At 70.7% G+C, this 22,210-nt stretch carries 19 protein-coding genes and 2 pseudogenes; 10 read left to right on the top strand and 11 right to left on the bottom strand.

Translation table 11 applies throughout. The features are described from left to right. Positions 1 to 45: 45 nt before the first annotated feature. Positions 46 to 1,227, bottom strand: coding sequence for an acyl-CoA dehydrogenase family protein (locus CCL05_RS12320; RefSeq protein WP_086560545.1), 1,182 nt, complete (start codon positions 1,225 to 1,227; stop codon positions 46 to 48). A gap of 88 nt (positions 1,228 to 1,315) precedes the next feature. Continuing rightward, entirely contained in the window at positions 1,316 to 2,119 is an 804-nt protein-coding gene (locus tag CCL05_RS12315; RefSeq protein ID WP_208641464.1) for an SDR family NAD(P)-dependent oxidoreductase, read from the bottom strand. A 98-nt stretch (positions 2,120 to 2,217) separates the two neighbouring features. On the opposite strand from CCL05_RS12315, the gene CCL05_RS12310 reads away from it, so the two are divergent. Next, positions 2,218 to 3,258, top strand: coding sequence for an NAD(P)-dependent alcohol dehydrogenase (locus tag CCL05_RS12310; RefSeq protein ID WP_086560544.1), 1,041 nt, complete (start codon positions 2,218 to 2,220; stop codon positions 3,256 to 3,258). Positions 3,259 to 3,320: 62 nt separating this feature from the next. Beyond that, a complete protein-coding gene (locus CCL05_RS12305; RefSeq protein ID WP_086560543.1) occupies positions 3,321 to 4,073 on the top strand; it encodes an SDR family oxidoreductase in 753 nt (250 codons plus the stop codon). 54 nt (positions 4,074 to 4,127) lie between these two features. On the opposite strand, the gene CCL05_RS12300 is transcribed toward CCL05_RS12305, so the two are convergent. The 5 genes from CCL05_RS12300 to CCL05_RS12285 form a co-directional block, all read right to left on the bottom strand. Further along, positions 4,128 to 5,444: an MFS transporter gene (locus tag CCL05_RS12300; RefSeq protein ID WP_086560542.1), complete on the bottom strand. Its 1,317-nt coding sequence runs from the start codon at positions 5,442 to 5,444 to the stop codon at positions 4,128 to 4,130. 186 nt (positions 5,445 to 5,630) lie between these two features. After that, positions 5,631 to 6,266, bottom strand: coding sequence for a TetR/AcrR family transcriptional regulator (locus CCL05_RS12295; RefSeq protein WP_086560541.1), 636 nt, complete (start codon positions 6,264 to 6,266; stop codon positions 5,631 to 5,633). Positions 6,267 to 6,329: 63 nt separating this feature from the next. Next, positions 6,330 to 7,259 carry a helix-turn-helix domain-containing protein gene (locus CCL05_RS12290; RefSeq protein WP_244204254.1) on the bottom strand — a complete coding sequence of 310 codons (930 nt, stop codon included), beginning with the start codon at positions 7,257 to 7,259 and terminating at the stop codon, positions 6,330 to 6,332. A gap of 82 nt (positions 7,260 to 7,341) precedes the next feature. Beyond that, positions 7,342 to 7,524 (bottom strand): hypothetical protein, encoded by a 183-nt coding sequence (locus CCL05_RS44480; protein WP_143589874.1) that lies wholly within the window; start codon positions 7,522 to 7,524, stop codon positions 7,342 to 7,344. Positions 7,525 to 7,914: 390 nt separating this feature from the next. Further along, positions 7,915 to 8,499: a hypothetical protein gene (locus tag CCL05_RS12285; RefSeq protein WP_086560539.1), complete on the bottom strand. Its 585-nt coding sequence runs from the start codon at positions 8,497 to 8,499 to the stop codon at positions 7,915 to 7,917. A 121-nt stretch (positions 8,500 to 8,620) separates the two neighbouring features. Here CCL05_RS12285 and CCL05_RS12280 point away from each other — a divergent pair, with 121 nt between their 5' ends. Beyond that, positions 8,621 to 9,514, top strand: coding sequence for an alpha/beta hydrolase (locus CCL05_RS12280; protein WP_086560538.1), 894 nt, complete (start codon positions 8,621 to 8,623; stop codon positions 9,512 to 9,514). A 75-nt stretch (positions 9,515 to 9,589) separates the two neighbouring features. On the opposite strand, the pseudogene CCL05_RS47460 reads toward CCL05_RS12280, so the two are convergent. Both CCL05_RS47460 and CCL05_RS12275 read right to left on the bottom strand, forming a co-directional pair. Next, positions 9,590 to 9,766: pseudogene (locus CCL05_RS47460) on the bottom strand (DUF418 domain-containing protein); the annotation flags it as partial. Positions 9,767 to 9,932: 166 nt separating this feature from the next. Then, positions 9,933 to 10,841 carry a LysR family transcriptional regulator gene (locus CCL05_RS12275; protein ID WP_086560573.1) on the bottom strand — a complete coding sequence of 303 codons (909 nt, stop codon included), beginning with the start codon at positions 10,839 to 10,841 and terminating at the stop codon, positions 9,933 to 9,935. Between the two features lie 132 nt (positions 10,842 to 10,973). On the opposite strand from CCL05_RS12275, the gene CCL05_RS12270 reads away from it, so the two are divergent. From CCL05_RS12270 to CCL05_RS12240, 7 genes are all read left to right on the top strand, one after another. Then, positions 10,974 to 12,092 (top strand): PrpF domain-containing protein, encoded by a 1,119-nt coding sequence (locus CCL05_RS12270; RefSeq protein ID WP_086560537.1) that lies wholly within the window; start codon positions 10,974 to 10,976, stop codon positions 12,090 to 12,092. Further along, complete coding sequence (dctA, locus tag CCL05_RS12265; protein WP_086560536.1) at positions 12,089 to 13,522, top strand: C4-dicarboxylate transporter DctA; 1,434 nt, start codon at positions 12,089 to 12,091, stop codon at positions 13,520 to 13,522. Before CCL05_RS12270 ends, dctA begins: the two co-directional genes overlap by 4 nt. A 203-nt stretch (positions 13,523 to 13,725) precedes the next feature. After that, positions 13,726 to 14,733, top strand: coding sequence for an NADP-dependent oxidoreductase (locus CCL05_RS12260; protein WP_208641462.1), 1,008 nt, complete (start codon positions 13,726 to 13,728; stop codon positions 14,731 to 14,733). Positions 14,734 to 14,758: 25 nt separating this feature from the next. Continuing rightward, entirely contained in the window at positions 14,759 to 15,811 is a 1,053-nt protein-coding gene (locus CCL05_RS12255; RefSeq protein ID WP_086560535.1) for an alcohol dehydrogenase catalytic domain-containing protein, read from the top strand. A gap of 76 nt (positions 15,812 to 15,887) precedes the next feature. Next, the gene (locus tag CCL05_RS12250; RefSeq protein ID WP_086560534.1) at positions 15,888 to 16,220 is read left to right on the top strand and encodes a putative quinol monooxygenase; all 333 of its coding nucleotides are present in this window, start codon (positions 15,888 to 15,890) and stop codon (positions 16,218 to 16,220) included. Positions 16,221 to 16,365: 145 nt separating this feature from the next. Then, on the top strand, positions 16,366 to 16,821 hold the full coding sequence (locus tag CCL05_RS12245) for a DUF485 domain-containing protein (RefSeq protein ID WP_086560533.1): 456 nt from the start codon (positions 16,366 to 16,368) through the stop codon (positions 16,819 to 16,821). After that, complete coding sequence (locus tag CCL05_RS12240; RefSeq protein WP_086560532.1) at positions 16,818 to 18,434, top strand: sodium/solute symporter; 1,617 nt, start codon at positions 16,818 to 16,820, stop codon at positions 18,432 to 18,434. The genes CCL05_RS12245 and CCL05_RS12240 overlap by 4 nt, the downstream gene beginning before the upstream one ends. 62 nt (positions 18,435 to 18,496) lie before the next feature. Here CCL05_RS12240 and CCL05_RS12235 read toward each other — a convergent pair whose 3' ends face one another. Continuing rightward, entirely contained in the window at positions 18,497 to 20,926 is a 2,430-nt protein-coding gene (locus tag CCL05_RS12235; RefSeq protein WP_086560531.1) for a SpoIIE family protein phosphatase, read from the bottom strand. 68 nt (positions 20,927 to 20,994) lie between these two features. After that, positions 20,995 to 21,924, bottom strand: a pseudogene (locus CCL05_RS12230) (ABC transporter substrate-binding protein); the annotation flags it as partial. Positions 21,925 to 22,210: the final 286 nt, after the last annotated feature.

The raw sequence follows: 22,210 nt of genomic DNA, 5'->3' as shown, positions 1-22,210 counted from the left end.
TCTCCTTGTCCGTGCACCTGCCGAGTTGTCCGTGCACCTGTCGAGTCAGGCGGCGGAGGCCGTGGCGAGACCGATGAGTTCGGCGAGCCGGACCCGGTTCCGGTCCGACGTGCCGAAGAGGACCTCGGCGCTGCGCGCGCGGCGCACGTACAGGTGGGCCGGATGCTCCCAGGTGAAGCCGATGCCGCCGTGCAGTTGGACGTACTCGGCCGTCGCCAGACGGAAGGTCTCGGAGCAGACCACGGCGGCGGCACTGGCGGCCACCGGCAGCTGCGGCGAGGCGACGGCGACGCAGGCGGTCGCGTAGGAGGACGCGGAGCGTGCCGCCTCCAGCGCGACCAGCACGTCGGCCAGCCGGTGCTTGACGGCCTGGAAGGAACCGATGGGCCGCCCGAACTGGTGACGCTGTGCGGCGAATTCCACCGTGACGTCCAGCGCGTGTCCGCTGCCGCCGACCTGTTCGGCCGCCAGCGCGGCCCGCCCGGTGTCGAGGGTCGCCGCGACGGTGTCTTCGGTGCCCTCCGCCGTGCCCACCGTGGTGGCCGGTGTCCCCCGGAACTCCACCAGCGCCTGGCGCCGCGTCTCGTCCAGGACCCGGCGCGCGGTCCGCCGGCTGGTGTCCGGCGTGGGCTCACAGGCGAACAGTCTCGGCCCGGCAGGAGTGTGCGCCCTTACGAGGATCAGGTCCGCGCCGGCCCCGTCGAGTACGAAGTCCGCCTGACCGCGTAGCACCCAGCGCGAACCACTCTGCTCGGCCGTGACGCCGAGCCCGCCGGGCCCGCCGGGCTCGTCGGGCCCGGCGGGCGAAGCGGCGTCGAACCCGGCCACGGTCGCGGTCAGCGTGCCGTCGGCGATCCGCGGCAGATAGCGCTCGCACGCCGTGCGATCGCCGCTGTACAGCAGGGCGTGAGCGGCGAGGACCACCGTGGGCAGCAGCGGCGCGCAGTACAGGGCGCGCCCGGCTTCCTCCAGGGCTATGGCCAGCTCGGCGAACGTGAAGCCCGCCCCGCCGTACTCCTCGGGTACGGCCAGCCCGTGGACGCCGATCTCCCCCGCGAGCCGCGCCCAGAGCTGCTCGTCGTGTCCACGCGGGGTGGCCAGATGCTTGCGGACGTCCTCGGGACCACTTGTCCCGGTGTAGAAGTCCCGCAGGACGGCGCGCAGTTGCCGCTGTTCGTCGGTTTCGGACAGCGACTGGGGGTCGATCTCGGGGTGACGACGGCGCATGGGAGCTCCTCACAAAACTGAACTCAATTCATTGACCGTAGGCGCAGGGCATCCGGCCGGGCAAGACCTGTGCACGGGTTGATGCCGTTCAGACGGTGAACCGGCCGCCGTTGGCGAGCAGCACCGCGCCGACCAGGTTCGCCGCGGCATCGCTCGCCAGGAACAGCGCGATGTCGGCGATCTCCTCGGCGGTCGCGTACGGGCGCACCCTCGGGTCGGCGAAACCCGCGCGCAGCACCTCCGGCGTGCGCGCGGCCATTCCCGTTTCCGTCGGGCCCGGGGCCACCACGTTCACCCGGATCCCGGACGCGACGACCTCTTTGGCCACGGCCTGGCTCAGCGCGTGCACAGCGGCTTTGGAGGCGGCGTAGTGGGGATAGCCTACGGGTGTGTCGATGGCCGAGGACGAGCCGATCACCACGATCGCCCCGGCCTCGACGGGGCGCATGGCCCGCACCGCAGCCCGTAGCACATGGAACGTGCCGTCCAGGTTCGCCCGCATGACGCGCCGCCAGGCGGCGTCGTCGAGCGACCCCGTCACCTCGACCGGCCGCCCCTCGACCAGGGCGTCCGCGATACGCGCCTTGGCCTCGGGGTCGTCGACGCCGGCCGCGTGCACCAGGATGTCGAGCCGCCCGTGCCGCCGCAGTACGTCCTGGACCACGCCGTCGACCCGAGCCGCGTCCGCCACGTCGAGCGCGACCGCCCGAGCGGCGGGCAGCTCCTGCGCGACGGCCTCGGCCCCGTCGCCGTTCAGGTCCGCCAGGACGACGGCCCGCGCCCCTTCCGCCGCGAGCTTCCGGGCGACCGCCGCACCCATCCCGGAGCCGGCGCCCGTCACCATCGCGACCTTGCCCGCGAACCTGTCCGTCCGCACGTCTGTCCCGGTCAAGACGATCTCCCTCTCGCCGCACTTACCGTATTGAACTGACTTCACCTCTGTTACGGTGGCGGGCGGCTGCTGGACTGACAAGACCCGGGACGGTGAAGATGAGGGCACTGCGACTGACGGCATGGGGCGAACCCCCGGCCCCGGCCGAGGTCGAGCGGCCCGTCCCCCGCGGCGGCGAGGTACTGCTGCGCGTCGAAGCCACCGGCCTGTGCCACTCCGACCTGCACGTCATGGGAGCGGTCCCGGGGGCCCTCCCGTACCGGCTCCCGTTCACGCTCGGCCACGAGGTCGCCGGGCGGATCGCCGCCCTTGGGCCCGACGCCGGCGGTGTGCGGGCCGGTGACCGCGTGGTGGTCTACGGACCGTGGGGCTGCGGCGTCTGCGACCGGTGCGCGACGGGCCGGGACAACTACTGCGACCGGCGCGACACCCTCGCCTGGCACGGGGCGGGACTGGGCCGGGACGGCGGCATGGCCGAGTACGTACTCGTCCCGTCCGCCCGCCATCTGGTGCCGATCGACGACCTGTCCGCAGATCAGGCGGCTCCGCTCTCGGACGCGGGCCTGACGTCCTACCACGCCGTAGCCGGTCTCCGGCACGCACTCGGGGAGGGCACGACCACCGCCGTCATCGGCGTCGGAGGGCTGGGCCACCTGGCCGTGCAGATCCTGCGCGCGACCACCGGGAGCCGTGTGCTGGCGGTCGACGTACGGGAGGAGGCCCTGGCTCTCGCGGACCGCTCCGGCGCGGACTTCGGCACCCTGGTGCGGGCGGACACCGCCCAGGTTCTGAGGGCGCGGACCGGTGGCGCGGGAGTGGACGCCGTGCTCGACTTCGTCGGCACCGCACAGACGCTGGAACTCGGGGCCGGTGTCCTGCGGCCGGGCGGCGAACTCGCCGTCGTCGGCAGTGGAGGCGGCCGTCTGACGGTCTCCAAGCCGGGTGTTCTCCCGCCAGGCTTCAGGCTGTCCCTGCCCTTCTGGGGGACGCGCCCCGAACTCGCCGAGGTCGTCGCACTGGCTCGCTCGGGCGCGCTCCACGTCGAGACGGAGCGCTTCCCGCTGTCCGCCGCGCCGGAGGCGATCGACCGGCTCCGCCGGGGCCGGGTGCGCGGACGGGCCGTACTCGTCCCCGACTGACCGGGTGCGGACCCGACCGGCCGGGTTCGGTCATCTACGTATACGCGGAAGGGAAGTTCAGGATGCGCTTCGACGGAAGAGTCGCGATCGTCACCGGCGGGGCCCGGGGCATGGGCGCCTCGCACGCGCGCGGGCTGGCCGCGGAAGGCGCCCGGGTCGCCGTCTGCGACCTGCTGGACGACGAGGGAAAGACCCTGGCCGAGAGTCTTCCCGGGGCGCGGTACCACCACCTCGACGTCACCGACGAAGAGCAGTGGCAGACCGTCGTCCGCACCGTCGAGGACACCCTCGGTCCCGTGGACGTCCTGGTCAACAACGCGGGGATCGTTCACTTCGGCGGCGTGGAAGAGCAGTCGCCCGAGCATTTCCGCCGGATCCTCGACGTGAACGTGGTCGGCACCTTCCTCGGCATGCACACCGTCCTGCCCGGTATGCGAGGCCGCGGGCGCGGGGCGGTGGTCAACATCTCCTCGGCGGCCGGCCTCATGGGCTTCGCCGACGGCATCGGCTACGTGACGAGCAAGTGGGGGATCCGGGGAATGACCAAGGCCGCCGCGCTGGACATGGCGGGCACCGGGGTGCGTGTCAACTCCGTACACCCGGGCGTCATCCGCACGCCCATGGGCGACAGCGCCGCACCCGCGCTCTTCGCCGATCAGCCGGTGCCGCGTATCGGGGAGCCCGAGGAGGTCACGCGCATGGTGCTCTTCCTCGCCGGCGACGACGCCTCGTACACCACGGGCGGCGAGTTCCTGGTGGACGGCGGCCAGACCATCGGCCACGTCGGTCACGCCCGCGGCAAGGCAGCGGGTTAGCACGGGGCGGTGACCGCCGGGCTCCTGGCACCGGCGGTCACCGCGACGGACGTCTCAGCCCATCTTCGCGCCGACATCCTTGCGGACGGTGAGCAGGGCCCCGATCCCGATCACGCAGACCGTCATGACGAAGAACGCCGGGGAGAGCTGGTTCCCGGTCCGCTGGACCAGGAAGGTGGCGATGTACGGAGCGGTACCGCCCGCGAGGACGGTGCCGACGTTGTAGCCGATCGCCATGCCGGTGAACCGGACCCGGCGTTCGAACAGGTGCGGCCACAGACTGGCCGCCGGGACCTGCACGAACGCGCTGCTCACCATGAACAGCAGGTAGGCGACGCCGGCCAGGGCCAGGTTGTGCCGGTCCATCAGCATCATCGCGGGATAGGCGGTCACCAGGAATCCCAGCAACCCGCACAGCAGGATGCGACGAGAGCCGAACCGGGCGGCGAGCAGGCCGGCCGGCACCATGAGCAGCACGGTGACGAGCACGACACCCGCGCTCAGCCAGAGCACCTGCGTGGAGTCGTATCCCAGGTCGCTGGTGAGGTGGATGCCGATGTACGTCAGGCCGAGGAAAATGGCACCGCCCTGCGCCATGGACAGGCCGATGGACTGCAGCAGTGCCGCGCGGTGGGTGGACAGGACCTCCCGGATCGGGGCGGTGGGGATGTCGGCACGCCGTGCGGCCTCCTCGAATTCGGGGGTGTCCTCGATCCGCAGCCGGGCCCACAGGCAGAACAGGGTCAGCGGCACGGCCATGAGGAACGGCAGCCGCCAGCCCCAGTCGGCCATCTGGTCCTTCGTCGCGAGGGCGGAGATCACCCCGGCCGTGGCGGCCGCGAACATGAACCCGAGGTTGGACCCGATGGGCGTGACGGCACCGAGGAAGGCCCTGCGCCGGGGCGGCGCCGACTCGTAGATGTAGGTGTAGGCGCCGACCGACTCGCCTCCCGTGGAGATGCCCTGCATCAAGCGGCACAGAAGGAGCAGCACCGCGGCGCTGAAGCCGATCTGGCTGTAGGTCGGCAGCAGTCCGGTGGCGCTGCTGGCCACTCCCATGCACAGCACCGAGGAGACCAGCGCCTTGCGGCGCCCCCATCGGTCGCCGAGCCATCCGAAGAAGACGCCGCCGACCGGCCGCACCACCAGTCCGGTGGCGAACACCGCGAGCGTCGCCAGAAGTGCGGCCGCCGGCTCCTCGCTCGGGAAGAACTGCGGCGCGATCACCACGGCGAGATAGCCGTAGACGCTGAAGTCGTAGTACTCGATCAGGGTGCCGAGGCTGCCGGCGAGCATCGCGCGGCGCACCGTACGAGGTTCATACGCCGCCGACTCCGCCCCTGATGTGGCGGAACGCTGAGTAGCACTCATGCTCCGACTCTCCTTCCCGGCACGGTCCCGTACCTGCCGACGCCGGGGACGCTACAGAACTGAACTCAGTACAGCTAGCCCGATGCGGCGATTTTCTTGAGGCAAGACCGAGAACGGAGTGATGACTTTGAACTCGATTCGATTTACATCTAGGGCACCCCGCCGAGACGGACTCTTCCCGTCGAGTCAGCGCGCGCCGGCCAGCCGCAGGGCGAAGTCGCCGTACTGGTAGACGACCTGATCTTCCGTCAGGTCCGCGTCCTCGCGGTACCAGACAGGCACGCCCATCCCGAGATCCAGGATCGCGTAGGAGGTCAGCTTCACCGTGGTGATACTGAAACGCCCGGCCTGCACACCTTCGCTCAGCAACGTCCGGAATGCCTGCTCGTATGCGGCACGCCGCTGAAGGACCTCCGCACGGTGGGGCTCCTCCAGGCTGCGGATCTCCCGGGTCCCCACGAACGCTTCGAGGCGGTGCCGGGCGTGGTAGCGGACATGGGCCTCGGCGGCCCGGCGCAGCCGCTCCACCACGTCCTCACAGCCCGCGACGGCAGCGCGGTGGTTCCGCAGCAGGTCGTCCATCGTGCCCGTCATGATCTGGGTGAGCAGTTCCTGCTTGGACCCCACGTGCTTGTACAGGCTCGGCCCGCGCATCCCCACCGCTTCGCCGATGTCGGCCATCGTGGTGGCGGCGTACCCTCGCTCGGCGAACAGGACGAGGGCGGCGTTCCGGATCTCCACCGCACGCGGTCCCGGAGCCCGACCGGCCGCCGTACGGCCCCGGGCGGCTACCGCCGGCTGCTTGCCGCGCTGTGACGTCACGCTTCCCCGCCTTGTCCACTGGCCGGCGGCGCATAGCCGCATGCCCCGTCCACTTCGCCCAGCTCACCGTAAGCCATCCGAGGTCGCACCCGCCCCGGGAGGCCGCCGCGACGGACACCGACTGGCGAGGAGCTCGAGCCGGTCTTCGGAAGAGGTGCCGGGCTCGGCGGTATAGACAGTCAGGTCGTACACGGCGCGGTCCGACAGCGGCAGATCCATGGATCGGTACGCCAGCTCCAGTCGTCCGGCGTAGGGGTGCTGCAGCCGCTTGGTGCCGTGGTGGCGGATGCGGACGGGGTGTGCGGCCCAGTGGGTGCGGAACCGGGTGCTGAGCGTGGACAGTTCGCCGATGAGCTCACGCAGGGCCCGGTCGCGGGGTTCGCGACCGGCCTCGGCGCGTATCAGCGCGACAGTGGTCACGGCGGCGGCCTCCCAGTCGACGAACAGATCGGCTGAGCCCGGATCGAGGAAGAGGTAGCGGGCGATGTTCGGCCGGCCGCGCCGGTCGACGGTGTCGCTGTCGAACATCGGCGCGTGCAGAGCACGGAACAGCGCGTTGTGGGCGATGACATCCATGAGGCCGTTACGTACGAAGGCCGACGACTTCGTCATGGAGTCGAGCATCCACTGGACGGAGGGCGGCACCTCGACATCCCTGCGGCGCCGAGGTGCGCTCCGGGCGGGACCGGCTGCCCGGGCCAGGTCGAACAGGTACCTGCGCTCGTCCTCGTCCAGGTGCAGGGCCCGGGCCACCGCTTCCAGGACGGAGACGGACGCCCGCATGCGCCCCTGCTCGACCCGGGTGTAGTAGTCGGTGCTGATGGAAGACAGCTGCGCGACTTCCTCGCGCCGCAGCCCGGGCACCCGGCGTGGACCGCTGCTGGGCAGTCCGACCTGCTCCGGGGTGATCCTGGCTCGTCGGCCGACGAGGAAGTCCCGGATGTCGGCGCGGTTGGCGGCGAGGTGGTCGGGGCCGGGGTCCCCGCGATCCACGCCATCGGCGGATCGCCGCCCGGCAGTGCTCGGCGCTGCGTCGGCACGGCGGCCCGGGGTGTCGATCGGCCCGGGGCCGGCTTCACCCCGCATACGCCTGCGATGCTTCCCCTGGTCCCGGCCAGGTGCGGTCGAGGCGTTCCATGACCTCGTCGTCGAGTTGCAGGGACAGCGCACCGGAGTTGAGTTGGTCGCGGTGTGCTGCGATGCGCTGCTGCGTAGAGGCGCTCCGCTCGTGTGGCTCGCAGGTCGTTGCCGGGGGCATGGGGGTGGTCCTTGCGTACGGGTAACCGGCCACGTCCGACGGCCGGGCGACTGAGGGCGACGGCATCCAGGTAACAGGTGTCCCGGGCGGGCAACCAGTTACTGATGAACCATGCACTGGCAGTACATCCCTGAGCCCGAGCGGGCGGCGTGCGGCCGGGGTGTGGACAACTGTGCCGAAGTCCGCGAGTTCCTCACCTCGCGGAGACCCAGATCACCCTGCGGGTATCCGTGGACGGGCACTACAACATCGACCCCGGCGTCACGCGATCAGTGCGATGTCACAGGCGGGTGACGGCTCGGGGCTCGGCGGCCAGGCGCCACACCTCCGGCCCTGCGCAGTTCTTCGCGGCCCTGCGGACCGCTGCCCCGTACCGTGCATGTGCGGCCCTCAGTCGAAGATGTCCAGGATGTCCGGCCAGGAGCCGTCGTCCGCGGAGCGGGCCCGCATCGGGCGCGGCTCCGGGTAGGTTGCCGCCGCGGCCCTCGCGCGGACGATTTCCGGCCCGCCGCACGCCGCTACCGCGAAGGCGCCGAAAACCTTGGCGAACGCGGCCGGGTCGCGAAACTCCACGCCGAACGCCCGGCCGTCCAGCAGCGGCACCCACACCACCCGGTCGAACCGTTTCCATTCCAGCACCGGCTGATCGTCCGCCGTCGACCGCCCCTCCAGCCACAACCGCGCCACGTGCAGCAGGTTCACCTCTTCCATCGGCAGCCGCTTGCGCCGTACACGCAGTTCACGCGTCGTCAGCTCGACGCGCTGGTCCTTCCTCGGATACCAGACGAGGCCGATCCCGAACGGCACCCACAGCAGGATTCCGATCACCGGCCAGAACAGAGCGTCGCCCCACGTCCGGAGCACTCCGCCGTCCAACAGGTACAGGGCCCCGAAGACCAGAACCCACTTGGCCGTCATCCGCCAGAACCCAGTGCCCTGCCGGTAAAGGACCCGCCGCTCCCCCGTCATCGCCATACCCGCACATTATCTGCCGTCCCGCAGCTCCCCTGGTGTCTGCCTGTTGCGCGACGAAGAGAGAGCGTCCATTATCAGGAATCCTGTTATTTTAAAGTTGTAGCGAAGGGTGGGCCGAAGTATGCCACTGAGTCCCAGGATCCAGGCCAGAGGGATCCAACTGCTGCTCGGTCGGATGATGTCGCGGGTCCACAAGGACCTGCGCTTCGCGGACATCCCGAAGCGGACCGAAGCCGTCATCGTGGAGACCGGCGCCGGCCCGGTGCCCTGCACGGTCTACCGACCGCCGGCCGACACCGGAACTCCGGCCCCCGTGTACGTCAACTTCCACGGCGGCGGTTTCGTGGTCGCCCGCCCGGAGCAGGACGACCACATCTGCCGTTACATAGCCGCCATGGCCGGCTGTGTCGTGATCAACGTGGACTATGCCGTCGCCCCGCAGCGACGGTTTCCGGTGCCCGTCACCCAGGCGTACGACGTCACCGCGTGGGCCGCCGAGAACGGCCCCGGGGGCGGCTGGGACGGCTCGCGCATTGCCGTGGGCGGACACAGCGCCGGGGCAAATCTGACGGCCGCGGTCTGCCGTATGGCCCGGGACCGCGGCACCTTCTCGCCACGGCTTCAGATCATCGACTCCGCTCCGCTCGATCAGCTCGCCGACCCTGCCACCAAGCAGTCCCTCATCGCCAAGCCGCTGCTCAGCCCGCAGCTCATGCGGGTCTTCACGGCCGCCTACGTCCCCGACCCCGCCCACCGTGCCGATCCCCTCGTCTCGCCCGCACTGGCCGATGATCTCGCCGGGCTCCCTCCCGCCCTGGTCATCACCGCGGAGAACGACCGCCTGCGCGACGAGGGCGACGCCTACGCCAAGGCTCTGGAAGCCGCCGGCGTTCCGGTCATCCACCGAGTCTTCGACGGAGTCGATCACTACTTCACCCACACCGGTCCGGTACCGGCGGGGAAGGCGGCCATCGACATCATGGCAACCACCTTGCGCACCGCACTCAGCGTTTGATGCCCGGCCGGTCGAGCAGCCTTCAGCACCGCTGACCGGGGCGGCCGGGCCGCCCTGGCCGACCTCATCGGATGCCCGGCGGCCGGCGATCAGCATCAGTGAGAACCCGGCGAGGGTGGCGAACAGGACCGACGGGTGACCGTCCGCCAGGTAGCGGATCCAGCTGGCGACGCCGTCCGTGGCCGGCAGCTGGGGGCCGATGTGCACGACGTACATGCCGAACACCGCCAGCGCGCAGGCCAGGTGGGGTCCGGTCGGTGGGCACCCATGAGGAACTGGTGGCCCAGGACCGGCTGTACGCGCAACTGGCGGCCACTCAGCTCCTGGTGGGCGGCCGGTCCGCGCTGAGCGGCATCCGCAGCCGCACCCCGTAGCCGCCCTGCGCGGTGGGGCCCGCCTCCGGGGTCCCGGGTGGCGCTCATGACGCCGTGCCGGCCGAGGCGGCGTCGCGCAGGAACCCCGCGAAGGCCTGGGCGGCGGGCGTCAGGACGTGGTCGCTCATGCGGACCAGGAGGATACGGCGTACGGGGGCGGGGGGCTGGAGAGGCAGGACGCTGACGCCGGCTCGGGTGCCTTCGAGGGCGAGGGTGGGCGCGAGGGCGACGCCGATGCCCGCGGCGACCATGGCCTGGGCCTCCTGGTAGTCATGTGCCTCGTAGGCGATCTGCGGTTCAAAACCGGCCGCGTGACAGCTGCGGGCGAGGGCCTCGGCCACCGGGTGGTGGTCGGCACGGGTGATCCAGGGGTCGTCCGCGAAATCGGCCAGGGCGGCCGAAGAGCGGCCGGCGAGGGGGTGGTCCTTGCTGACGAGGAGGGCCGGCGGGTCGTCGGCGAGTGGGGCGACGACGATGTCCTCGCGGTCGATGCGGTTCCAGTCGTAGTCCCACATCAGGGACATCTCGATCTCGCGGTTCTCCAGCATCGCCCACAGGCCCGCGATGCGGGCGCTGCGCACGGTCAGCCGCACCTCGGGGTGCGCTTCCCGGAAGGCGATCACGGCCCGCGGGAGGAGGGAGGCGCCGACGGTGGGAAAGGTTCCGACCCGGAGAGTGCCCGCGCGCAGTCCCGCGAAGTCGGCGAGTTCGTTCTCCGCGGCCGTCAGTTCCCGCTCGATCCGCTCGCCGCGTTCGGCCAGGGCGCGGCCCGCGTCGGTGAGTGTGACGCCCCGCGCATGGCGTTCCAGCAGCGGCTGCCCGGCCTCCGCTTCCAGGCGGCTGACCTGCTGGGACACGGCTGACGGCGTGTAGTTGAGGGCCCGCGCGGTCGCGGTGACCGAGCCCCGGCGGGCGACTTCCGTGAAGAGCAGGATGCGCCGGACGTCCAGCACCACAGCACCTCCAGCCTTAACTACAGCTTAATAGCTGTGCAGATTTCCGAGATTGTACTTCACGCTCTTCGAGCCCAGTGTGGATCGCACCCCGCACGGAAGTGCCGTCGGGGTTGCCATGAGGAGTCTGTTGTGTTGCGTCTGCAGGGCGAGATGATCCGCGGCGGTACGAGCAAGTGCTGGATCTTCGACCACCACCAGGTGGCCGCGACCGGCGTGGACGCCGACACCCTGCTGCTCGCCGCCTACAACGCCGCCGACCCCCGCCAGATCGACGGCGTCGGCGGTGCCTCCTCCACCACCTCCAAGGCCGCGATCGTCCGGACGTCGGCCGAGCCGGGCGTCGACGTCGAGTACGCCTTCGCGCAGGTCGGCATCGGTGACGAGCGCGTGGAGTGGGCCAGCAACTGCGGCAACTGCGCCACGGCCGTCGCCCTCTACGCCGTCCACAACGGCCTGGTGCCGGTCACGTCGGAGGCCACCACGGTGCGGATGCGCAACGTCAACACCGGGGCCCGGCTCACCGGCACCATCCCCACCCCGGGGCGTACGGCTCCCGACGAGGGCACGGCCGCGGTGCCCGGCACCGCCGCACTCGGCGTGCCGGTCCTGCTCGGCTTCGAGGACCCGGCGGGTTCGACGACGGGCCGTACCCTGCCGACCGGCCGCGCCCTGGACACCCTGAGCGGACCCACCGGACGGGTCGAGGCGTCTCTGGTCGACGCCGGAGCCCCGGCCGCGCTGTTCGAGGCCAAGGCGTTCGGTCTGCAGGGCACCGAGTCCCTGGCGGAGTTCGCCGCGGCGTTGCCCGCACTCACCGTGCTGCGCCGTCAGGCGGCCCTCGCCATGGGCCTGGTCCAGGAGCACGATCCCGTCAGCCACGCCGTGCCGAAGGTCGGCGTGGTCGCCCGCCCCGCCCCCTACCGCACCTCCGACGGCACCCCGGTCGGAGAGGACGACTACGACCTGGCCGTACGCATGGTCTCCATGCACGCCCCCCACCCGGCGATCGGCCTCACCTCGGCCGTCGCCCTGGCCACCGCGGCCGCCACCCCCGGCACCCTCGCCCACCGCGTGGCCCGGCAGACCGCCGACGGCACGCTCCGCCTGGGCACCCCGGCCGGTGTCATCACCGCCCGAGCCGTCCCCGCGGCGGACGGCGCTTCCCCCACGGTGCTGCTGCACCGCGCCGCCCGCCGCATCGCCCGAGCCGAACTCCTCGTTCCCGTCCTGGAAGGACGCCCCGCATGAGCCGCAACGACGCCGCCCCGGGTCCCGTCGCCGCGCCGCCCGGCCGCATCCGCCGCGCACTGTCCCTGCTCTACGTCCAGTGCCTGATCGGCGTTCTCGCCGGGGCTGCGGTCGGCTGGCTGTGGCCGTCGTTCGGAGCCGATCTGAAACCCCTGGGCGACGGGTTCATCGCCCTGGTGCGCATGATGATCGCGCCGGTCATCTTCTGTACCGTCGTCCACGGCATCGCCTCCATGGGCAACGCGCGTGCCGTGGGCCGGGTCAGCCTCAAGGCGCTGATCTACTTCGAGGTCCTGACGACCGTCGCCATGGTGATCGGCCTGGTCGTCGTCAACATCGTCAGGCCCGGCAGCGGACTGCACGTCGACCCCTCCACCCTCTCCACCGAGGGCCTGCCGCCGGAAGCGACCCAGAGCCACGAGAGCGTCTCCGCGTTCGTCCTGTCCATCATTCCGGACACGCTGCCCAGCGCGCTGACCGGCCACGAGATCCTGCCGGTGCTGCTGATCTCGGTCCTGTTCGGCTTCGGGCTGAACGCCGCCGGCGAGGCGGGTGCGGGCATCACCCAGGGCGTCGAGAAGCTGTCCAAGGTCCTGTTCACGCTCATCCGCTGGGTCATGCGGCTGGCCCCGATCGGCGCCTTCGGCTCCATGGCCTTCACGATCGGCAGCTACGGTCTGGACACCCTGCGCCATCTCTCCCTGCTGGTCGGCTCCTTCTGGCTCACCGCCCTGTTCTTCGTCCTGGTCGTCCTCGGTACGGTCATGCGCATCAACGGCCTGCGCCTGCTGCCCTTCCTCCGCTACATCAAGGAGGAACTGCTGATCGTCCTGGGCACCTCGTCCAGCGAGCCGGTGCTGCCGCGCATGATGGCCAAACTCCAGCACGCGGGCGCCTCCAAGCCGGTCGTCGGCATCACGCTGCCCGCCGGGTACTCCTTCAACCTCGACGGCACCGCGATCTACCTGACCATGGGCTCGGTCTTCCTCGCCCAAGCCCTCGGCATCGACCTCAGCCTCACCCAGCAACTGACGATGCTCGCCGTCATGCTGCTCACCTCCAAGGGCGCCGCCGGCGTCACCGGCTCCGGCTTCATCGCCCTGGCAGCCACCCTCAGCGCCGTTCCGCACGTCCCCGTCGCCGCCCTGGCCCTCATCTTCGGCATCGACCGCTTCATGTCCGAGGCCCGCGCCCTGACCAGCGTGATCGGGAACGGTGTCGCCACCCTGGCGGTGGCCAAGTGGGAGGGACAGCTCGACGAGGACCGCGCCAAGGCGGTCCTCCGCGGCGATGTCCCGTACGCCTCTATCCCCGAGGACGAACACACCACCGAGCCGCAGGCCGGCCCCCTCCCCGGCGAGCGGCCCGCGGATGCCGACCCGAAGGCGGCGGCGGGAACGGACCGCGACCCCGTGCCCGCCGCCGGCTGACGCGCCCTCCCCCACGGCCGGTTCCGGAGCCCGCGCTCCGGGCCGGCCCCTTCTCGCACCGCAGCGTCACCGGTCACACCACACCGGGCCCCTCTTGCCTCCGACGGGACGGCACCGTACGCTCACCGCTCGTACCGACCGGCCGGTATGTCAGGCGCACGGGGCCGGTACGCGACCCGCGACCGTCGAAGGAGCCGCCGGAGATGAGCAGAATCAACCACCAGGTGCGTCTGGCCGCACGTCCCGTGGGCGAGCCGCGGCCCACCGACTGGGAGCACGTCGAGGAGCCGGCAGGGGAGCCGGGCGACGGGGAATTCCTGGTGCAGGTGCTCTGCCTGTCGATCGACCCGGCGATGCGCGGCTGGATGAACGCGGGCCGGTCCTACATCCGGCCGGTGGAGATCGGTGAGGTGATGCGCGCCGGAGCGGTGGGAAGGGTGATCGCCTCCCGGCATTCCGGGTTCGCGGTCGGCGACCACGTGTCGGGCTCGTTCGGCGTGCAGGAGTTCTGCGTGTCGGACGGCCGCGACGTGACCAAGGTCGACCCGGAGGCCGCCCCCTTGCCGACCTATCTCGGCACTCTCGGCATGTCGGGCCTGACGGCCTACTTCGGCCTGATCGACATCGGGCGTCCCGAGCCCGGTCAGACCGTCGTCGTCTCCGGAGCGGCGGGGGCGGTCGGCAGTGTCGTCGGGCAGATCGCCAAGATCCTGGGCTGCCGGGTCATCGGCATCGCCGGCGGCGAGTCCAAGTGCCGGCTGGTGGTCGACGAGTTCGGCTTCGACGCCGCGATCGACTACCAGAAGGAGGACATCCGCAAGGCGCTGCGCGAGCACGCCCCCGACGGCGTCGACGTGTACTTCGACAACGTCGGCGGTGAGGTTCTGGACGCCGTGCTGCTGCGGCTGGCGCGCGGTGCCCGCATCGTCGTGTGCGGCGCGATCTCCCAGTACAACAGCACGGCACCGCAAGGCCCCGGCAACTACCTGTCGCTGCTGGTGAACCGCGCCTCCATGACGGGCATGGTGGTGTTCGACTACGCCGACCGGTACGCCGAAGGCATCGCTCAACTGGCCGCATGGCGCGCAGAGGGCCGGCTGACGTCCCTGGAGGACGTGGTGTCCGGCGGCGTGGCGGCGTTCCCCGACACCCTGATGCGGCTCTTCCGTGGCGAGAACCACGGCAAGCTCGTGCTGAAGATCGCGGACTGACCGGGCGCAGGGAGGGAGGAATCCGGTGAAAGCACTGAGCTACCACGGACGTCACGACATCCGCTACGGGGACGTCCCCGAGCCCGCCGTCACCAACCCCACCGATGCGGTCGTCCAGGTGACCACGGCCGGCATCTGCGGCAGCGACCTGCACATCTACCACGGCAACCCGTTCAGCCCGGAGCTGGGCTACACACCGGGACACGAGTGCGTCGGTGTGGTGGCCGACACCGGCGACCAGGTCACCCGGTTCAAGCCCGGCGACCGGGTTCTGGTGCCGGCCTCGGTCGGCTGTGCCGAGTGCCGGTCGTGCGCGGCCGGATTCACCGCCCGGTGCGAACGCGCCAAGTCCAGCACGGAACTCTGCTACGGGGTGAGCCCGCAGCTTCAGGGCAGCCAGGCCCAGGCCCTCGCGGTGCCGTACGCCGACGTCAATCTGGTGCACCTGCCCGAGGACATCTCCGACGAGGCCGCAGTCGTCCTGACGGACAACGCCCCCACGGCCTGGTACGGCTGCCGCCGTGCCCGCATCCGGCCCGGTGAGACGGTCCTGGTCGTCGGGCTCGGTCCGGTCGGTCTCATGGCCGCCCAGGGCGCCTTCGCGATGGGCGCCGCGCGGGTGCTGGGCGCGGACCTGGTCGCGGAACGCCGGGCTTTCGCCGCCACCCTGGGTGTCGAGCCGGTCGAGGGCGAGGACGCGCGGACGGCCGTTCGGGAGATGACCGGCGGACGCGGGCCGGACGCCGTGGTGGAGGCCGTGGGCTCGGACGCCACCATCGAACTCGCCCTCAAGGCCGTCCGGCAGGCCGGCCGGGTCAGCGTCATCGGGGTCAGCCAGAGCAAGGCGTTCCCTTTCCACATGGGGCTGGCGCAGGTCAAGGAACTGGAGTTCGCCATCGGACTGTGCTCGGTGCACTACGAACTCCCTCCCCTGATCGCCCTGACCCGTGCCGGCCGGATCAAGCCGGAGGTGGTCGTCTCCCACCGCTTCGCCCTCTCGGAAGGCCCGGCGGCGTACGAACTGTTCGCGGACCGCTCCGACGGCGTGCGCAAGATCCTCCTCGATCCCACCCGCTGACCGCGGGTGAGCTGCCCATGCGCGGCTGACGTCGTACGGTCTTGTCACCACGCCTCACCAGGAGACAGGAAGGCTGATGATCTTCATCACCGCCAAGTTCCGGGTCCGTCCCGAGCATGCCGACCGGTGGCCGGACATCACCGCCGACTTCACCGAAGCCACGCGCCGAGAGCCCGGCTGCCTCTGGTTCGACTGGTCGCGAAGCCTGACGGACCCCACGGAGTACGTCCTGGTCGAGGCCTTCCGCGATGACGAAGCAGGCGCCGCTCACGTGCAGTCGGCGCACTTCAGGACCGCGCAGCAGACCTTGCCGCCCCATCTGGCCGAGACACCCCGCATCGTGAACGCGAACGTTCCGCAGGACGACTGGTCGCTCCTGGGCGAGATGGCCGTCGACGAGCAGGGGTAAGACAGTCTGCTGGTGTGGTCGGCTCATGGCCGAAATGTGACCTACGGCAGACTTACAGGCATTCCAACCAGTCGGTATGGTGCGCCGCCTGAAGCATCCTTTCCCGTTCACCGCACGGATCCGTGCCGCAGTGGAAGGCCAGGCGATGACATACGCAGACGAGAACCGGTACCCGACCTCAGCACCTACGGGATGGCCGGAGTCGTACGGGCACGACGCACCGCGATACGACGCGTACGGGTGGCAAGCCCCTTGGGACGCCCCCTACTCCCCCTACGCGTACGAGACCCATCGCGAAGACGCCGACCTCGCCGCCCTCCGCTCGGCCTACCGCCTGCTCCGGAGGACCTCCACGCTCACCGCGCTCGGGTCCTTCGTGGTGTATGTCGTGTTGTCCTGCTACGCGCCCGCCCTGATGGGATCGAAGGTCACCGGAGAGCTGAGCCTGGGCATGGCCTTGGGCGTCCTCCAACTCGTCGTCACCTTCGCGGCGGTCTTCTGGTACGGGCGCAGCGCACGACGCTCTGTGGATCCGTTGGCCCGCGCCGTCAGGGAGGAGCGGGCGGTCCCCGCCGGCCGGCACGCGGGGACGGCGAGATGAACGATTTCGACTCCGGGACACAGGCCCTCGTCCTGGTCCTGTTCACCACGCTGGTCACCGTCACGCTCCTGATGTGCGTCATGGCGGGACCGGACCGCGACGACCTGGCGAACTTCTACACCGGCTACCTGTCGCTCACCCCGCTCAAGAACGGCCTGGCGATCGCGGGCGACTACATCTCCGCCGCCACGGTGCTGAGCACCACCGGAATCATCGCGCTCACCGGGTACGACGGCTACGTCCTCGCCGTCAGCACCGCCCTGTCCCTGGTGCTGCTGATGTTCCTGCTGGCCGAACCCCTGCGCAACGCGGGCAGGTTCACCATGGGCGACGTCCTGGCCCGCAACATGCCCGGACGGGCCGTGCGTATCGCGGCCTGCCTGGTGACACTCTCGGCCACCCTTCCTTTCCTGGTCGTCCAGCTCTCCGGGGCCGGGTCGCTGCTCACCTTCATCCTTGACATCCCGCACGCGGCGGGCGCCAGGACTGCGTCCATCGTCATCGTCGGCACACTGATGATCATCTATGCGGCGATCGGAGGGATGCGGGGCACCGCGCTCATTCAGATGATCAAGATCGTGCTCCTGCTCGGCACCAGCATCGTCGTCGCCGCTCTCGTGCTCAAACGCTTCGACTGGAGCCCCGGCGACATCCTCAGGGCCGCCCAGCACGGCAGCGGCGCGGGCCCCGCCTACCTTCAGCAGGGTCTGCAGCTCGGCACTTCCACCGGTGGCCGGCTTGACTTCGTCAGTCTCCAGATCACCGTCATCCTCGGCGTGGCCTGCCTGCCGCACATCACGATGCGCCTGTACTCCGCACAGGACGTACCGGCCGTGCGTCGCTCCATGTCTTGGGCGGTCGGCACGGTCACCACGTTCTGCCTGCTCGTGATCGTCATGGGTACGGGCGCGGCGGCCCTGGTGGGATCGCGGTACATCACCGCGGCCGACCCGCACGGCAGGACTTCGGTGCTCATGCTGCCCCAGGTGCTCGGCGGGGCGCCCGGCTCGGCGGGCGCGACGATCCTGTACTCGGCCGTGGCAGGCATGGTGTTCATCACCCTGCTGTCGTCCGTCGCGGGGATGACCCTGGCCGCGGCTTCGTCACTCGCCCACGACCTGTTCGCCCATGCGGTGCGGCGGGGACAGGCCGAGCCGCGTACCGAGATGACGGTGGCGGCGTGGACGAGCGTGGCCGTGGGGATCGTCGCCATCGGGCTCGCCACCGTGGTGCAGAACTGGGACGTCGGCGTGCTGACCACGCTGGCCATCTGCATCGGGGCTTCGGCGGTGGCACCCGCGCTCACCTACTCCCTGTTCTGGCGAGGGTTCACGCGCACCGGCCTGCTCGCCACCCTCTACGGCGGCGCCGCCTGCGCGTTGCTGCTCATGGTCTTCTCCAGGGCCGTTTCGGGCACGCCGTCCGCCGTCTTCCCGCATGCCGACTTCGACCTGTTCCCCATGCAGTCCACCGGGCTGGTCTCCATCCCGTTCGGCTACCTCGCGGGCTGGCTGGGCAGCCGTCTGGACCACCGTCGCCGGGCCGCCGACAGCCATGTGCAGCGGCGCCTGTACGAGGAGAGCGAGGCACGGCTGCTCGCCGCGGCCGAATGACCACGGCGGCGCGGGCGGGCCGGCTCCGGGCGGCCTCCCGCGCCGGCCGCGGCCCGAGACGGTCAGACGGGCGTGCCGGTCAGCGGTTGTTCGGTCCACACGGTCTTGCCGTCGCGGGTGTAGCGGGTACCCCAGCGTTCGGTCATCTGGGCCACCAGGAACAGGCCGCGCCCGCCCTCGTCGGTCGTACGGGCGTGGCGCAGGTGTGGTGAGGTGTGGCTGGTGTCGCTGACCTCGCACACCAGACACTGCTCACGGATCAGCCGTAGGGTCGCGGGGCCGCCGGCGTAGCGATAGACGTTGGTGACCAGTTCGCTGGCGACCAACTCGGTGGTGAACGCCAAGTGCTCCAGCCCCCACTCGGTCAGCTTGGCCGAGATCAAAGCCCTGGCCTGGCCGGCGCTGGCAGGCTCCGGCGGCAGACGCCAGGAGGCGACATGGTCCGGTGGCAGCATGCGGGTGCGGGCGATCAGCAGGACGACGTCGTCCCTGGGCCGTGAGGGCACCAGTGCGTCGACCACCGCTTGGCAGGTGCGCTCCAGCGCGCCCGCGGGGCGGGCGAGCGCCGCACACAGCTTCGTCAGGCCGATGTCGGCATCGAGGTGGCGCTCACCGATGATTCCGTTGGTGTACAGGCACAGCAGGCTTCCCTCGGCCAGTTCGATGTCCCGGGCCTCGAAGGGCAGGCCGCCCAGGCCGAGCGGTGGGCCGGCGGGCAGGTCGAGCAGGGCCACCTGGCCGTCCGGAGCGGTCACCACCGGCGGCGGATGACCGGCGCGGGCCACGGAGCAGCGTCCGGAGACCGGGTCGTACACGGCGTACAGGCACGTGGCGCCGACGACCTGCTCGCCCACGGGCCGTTCGCCGACTGCTTCCTGTTCGGCCGCCAGCAGGTCGACCAGGTCGTCGAGGCGGGAGAGGACCTCGTCCGGTTCCAGGTCGAGGCTGGCGAGCGTGTGGACGGCGGTGCGCAGCCGGCCCATGGTGGCGGCGGCATGGATGCCGCGTCCCACGACGTCGCCGACGACGAGGGCGACCCGGGCCCCGGACAGGGGAATGACGTCGAACCAGTCGCCGCCCAGACCCGGGCCCGCGCTGGCCGGCAGGTACCGCAGGGCCACCTCGACGGCCGGCTGGTCCGGAACGGAACGGGGCAGAAGGCTGCTCTGCAGGGTGAACGCGGTCTGCTGCTGCTGGGTGAAGCGCCGGGCGTTGTCGATGGCGACGGCGGCGCGCGAGGCGAGTTCCTGAGCGAGGGTGAGATCGTCCGCCTCGAAGGCGTCGGGGCGGCGCGAGCGCCACAGGGTCATCACGCCGAGCACCAGGCCACGCGCGGCCAGAGGTACCACGATCAGGGAGTGGGCGCTCAGGTCCGGAGCCTGGGCCCCCTGACGGCCTGCCGCCGAGACCCAGCCGGGCGGGAGAACCGGCTCCAGGACGGGCCGGCCCTCGGTCAGGCATCCGGCCTGCGGTGTGTCGGGCCCGAACTCCACGGGCTTGCCCTCGGGGTGGGGCGGACCGGGTTGCTGGGCACCGACGCTGCAGGTCCCCAGCCGGACCACGGGCCCTGCCCCGGCGCGCGTCGGTTCCTCACCGCGCGTCACCGCCTGAAGCAGGTCCACCGACGCATGGTCGGCGAGGTGAGGCACCATCACTTCGGCCAGTTCCCGGGCGGTCTCGGCCACGTCGAGCGTGGTTCCGATACGGCTGCCCACCTGGTCGAGGAGCGCGAGCCGACGCTGGGCCCGATGGCGGTCGGTGATGTCCTCGATCATCTCGGCCACGCCCAGGACGCGGCCGGAGGGATCCTCCATCCGGAAGGACGAGACCAACGCGACCCGCTCTCGTGCCGGATCCTGCTCCAGGCGAACGAACTGCTCGGAGTAGACCAGGGGTCTGCCGGTCTGCATCACCTGGCGCACACGGTCCACGGCCTTGCGCGCGTCGTCGGAGAGGAGCATCCGGCCGGTGGACATTCCCCGGAAGTCCGCTGCCGGGACGCCGCTGAACCGTTCGATGGCCCGGTTGACCCGGAGAATCCTCTGGTCGGGGCCGTGGACGACCAAGCCGATCGGGCACTGGCGGTACAGACCGTCGAGAACCGCGCGGTCCCTTTGCCATTCGAGGACGTCATCCGCGGGTGCCCCCGCAAGAAACCACTCACGGCCCCGGTCACCGCGTGACAGCTCGTGGGCCCTGAGCCCCAGCTCCACGAGCTGCCCGTCGCGGTGGCGCAGTGTGAGTACGCCGAACCAGCCGCCGGCTCTCCTGCACTTCGCCGCGGCCTCGGTGACGGCCGGCAGATCACGAGGATCGACGAGGACCTCGCACGCGTGACGACCGATCACGGCTGTGTCCGGATGGCCGAGCAGCTCCTGAGCCCGCCGGTTCCAGCCGACCACTACGCCCCGGTCGTCGAGCACCACCAGGGCGGCGAGGTGCAGGGCGAACGGATCGTCGTGGCTTTCGCTGAGCTCCGTCGGCTTCTCCACCGCTGGACACCACCGTGTGCTCGGTCGCCGATGTTTCCTGCTGACCTTGTAAGCCTATGGAAGCCCGCTCACTTCGCCAGCGGGCCGAACTCCTTGCGGGTGTCCACCGGCTTGCCGAACAGCCTCCACCGCTCGCCCTTGAACCGCATCAGCTGCATCGTCTCGATCGGGAAGGCGTCATCGGGTCCGGTGGAGAGGGTGACACCGGGGAGCAGCATGTCCACCTTGACGTCCGCGAGGTTGCGCACCGCGTCCCGCAGCCCCTCCCTGGTCGGGCACCTCATCGCGTCCAGGGCCTTGTGCAGGCTGGAGGCGGCGGCCCAGCCGTAGGCATTGAACTGGTTGGCCGGGTCGGAGCCGGGGGCGTACTTGCGCAGCGCTTCCCGGTACGTCTTCATCTCCGCGTCGTCCGCCCACCGCGGGTCGGCGGGGTCCTTGAAGTAGGTCGCCGAGACCACGCCCTGGACATTCTTGAACCCGACGGGCTTCAGCACGGTGGCGGACGAGGACACGTTGTTCACGATGTGCAGCGGGTTCCACCGGGTGTTCTTGGCATCGGCGGCGAGGGCCTGGCTGCCGAACTTCGGCGTGGTGACGTCGAGCAGCACATCCGCCTCGGACCGGGCGAGGCTCGTCATCTGCGCCGAGACGGAGGGGTCGGTGACCTCGTAGCTCTCCTCGGCGACCACCTTGATGCCGCTGCCGGCGACGGCCTTCTTGAACCCGCCCAGCAGGTCCTTGCCGAAGTCGTCGTTCTGGTAGAGGACGGCGACCTCGGCCTTCGGCTTCTTCTCCTTGAGGTATTTGGCGTACACGCGTGCCTCGGCGACGTAGTTGGGCTGCCAGCCGGTGGTCCACGGGTGCTTGTGGTCCGTACCCCAGACGGAGGCGCCGGTGGCGACGAAAGGCTGCGGCACCTTCCGCTTGTCGAGGTAGTCCCACACGGCGGCCGTGGACGGGGTGCCCAGGGTCTGGAAGACGGCGAAGACCTTCTCCTGCTCGACGAGTCTGCGGGCCTCCTCGACCGCCTTGGGCGGCTGGTAGCCGTCGTCGCGNNCGGCCGTCGATGCCGCCCTCGTCGTTGACGTGCTTGAAGTAGGCGCTCACGCCCTTGCTGATCGTGCCGTACGCGGAGGCCGGTCCCGACAGGGGGTAGATGCCGCCCAGCTTGATGCTCTTGTCGGTGATGCCGGTGGTCTGCTGGCCCCGGCACGCGCCGTCGGCGGCGGCGTCCTTGTCGTCCTGCCCGCGCTGGCTGGTGCAGGCGGTGGCGAGGAGCAGGGC

It is taken from the genome of Streptomyces africanus (assembly GCF_002150735.1).
Taxonomy (GTDB): Bacteria; Actinomycetota; Actinomycetes; order Streptomycetales; family Streptomycetaceae; genus Streptomyces; species Streptomyces africanus.
The sequence above is the reverse complement of the archived record's forward strand: the minus strand, read 5'-3'. Positions and strand labels throughout refer to the sequence as shown.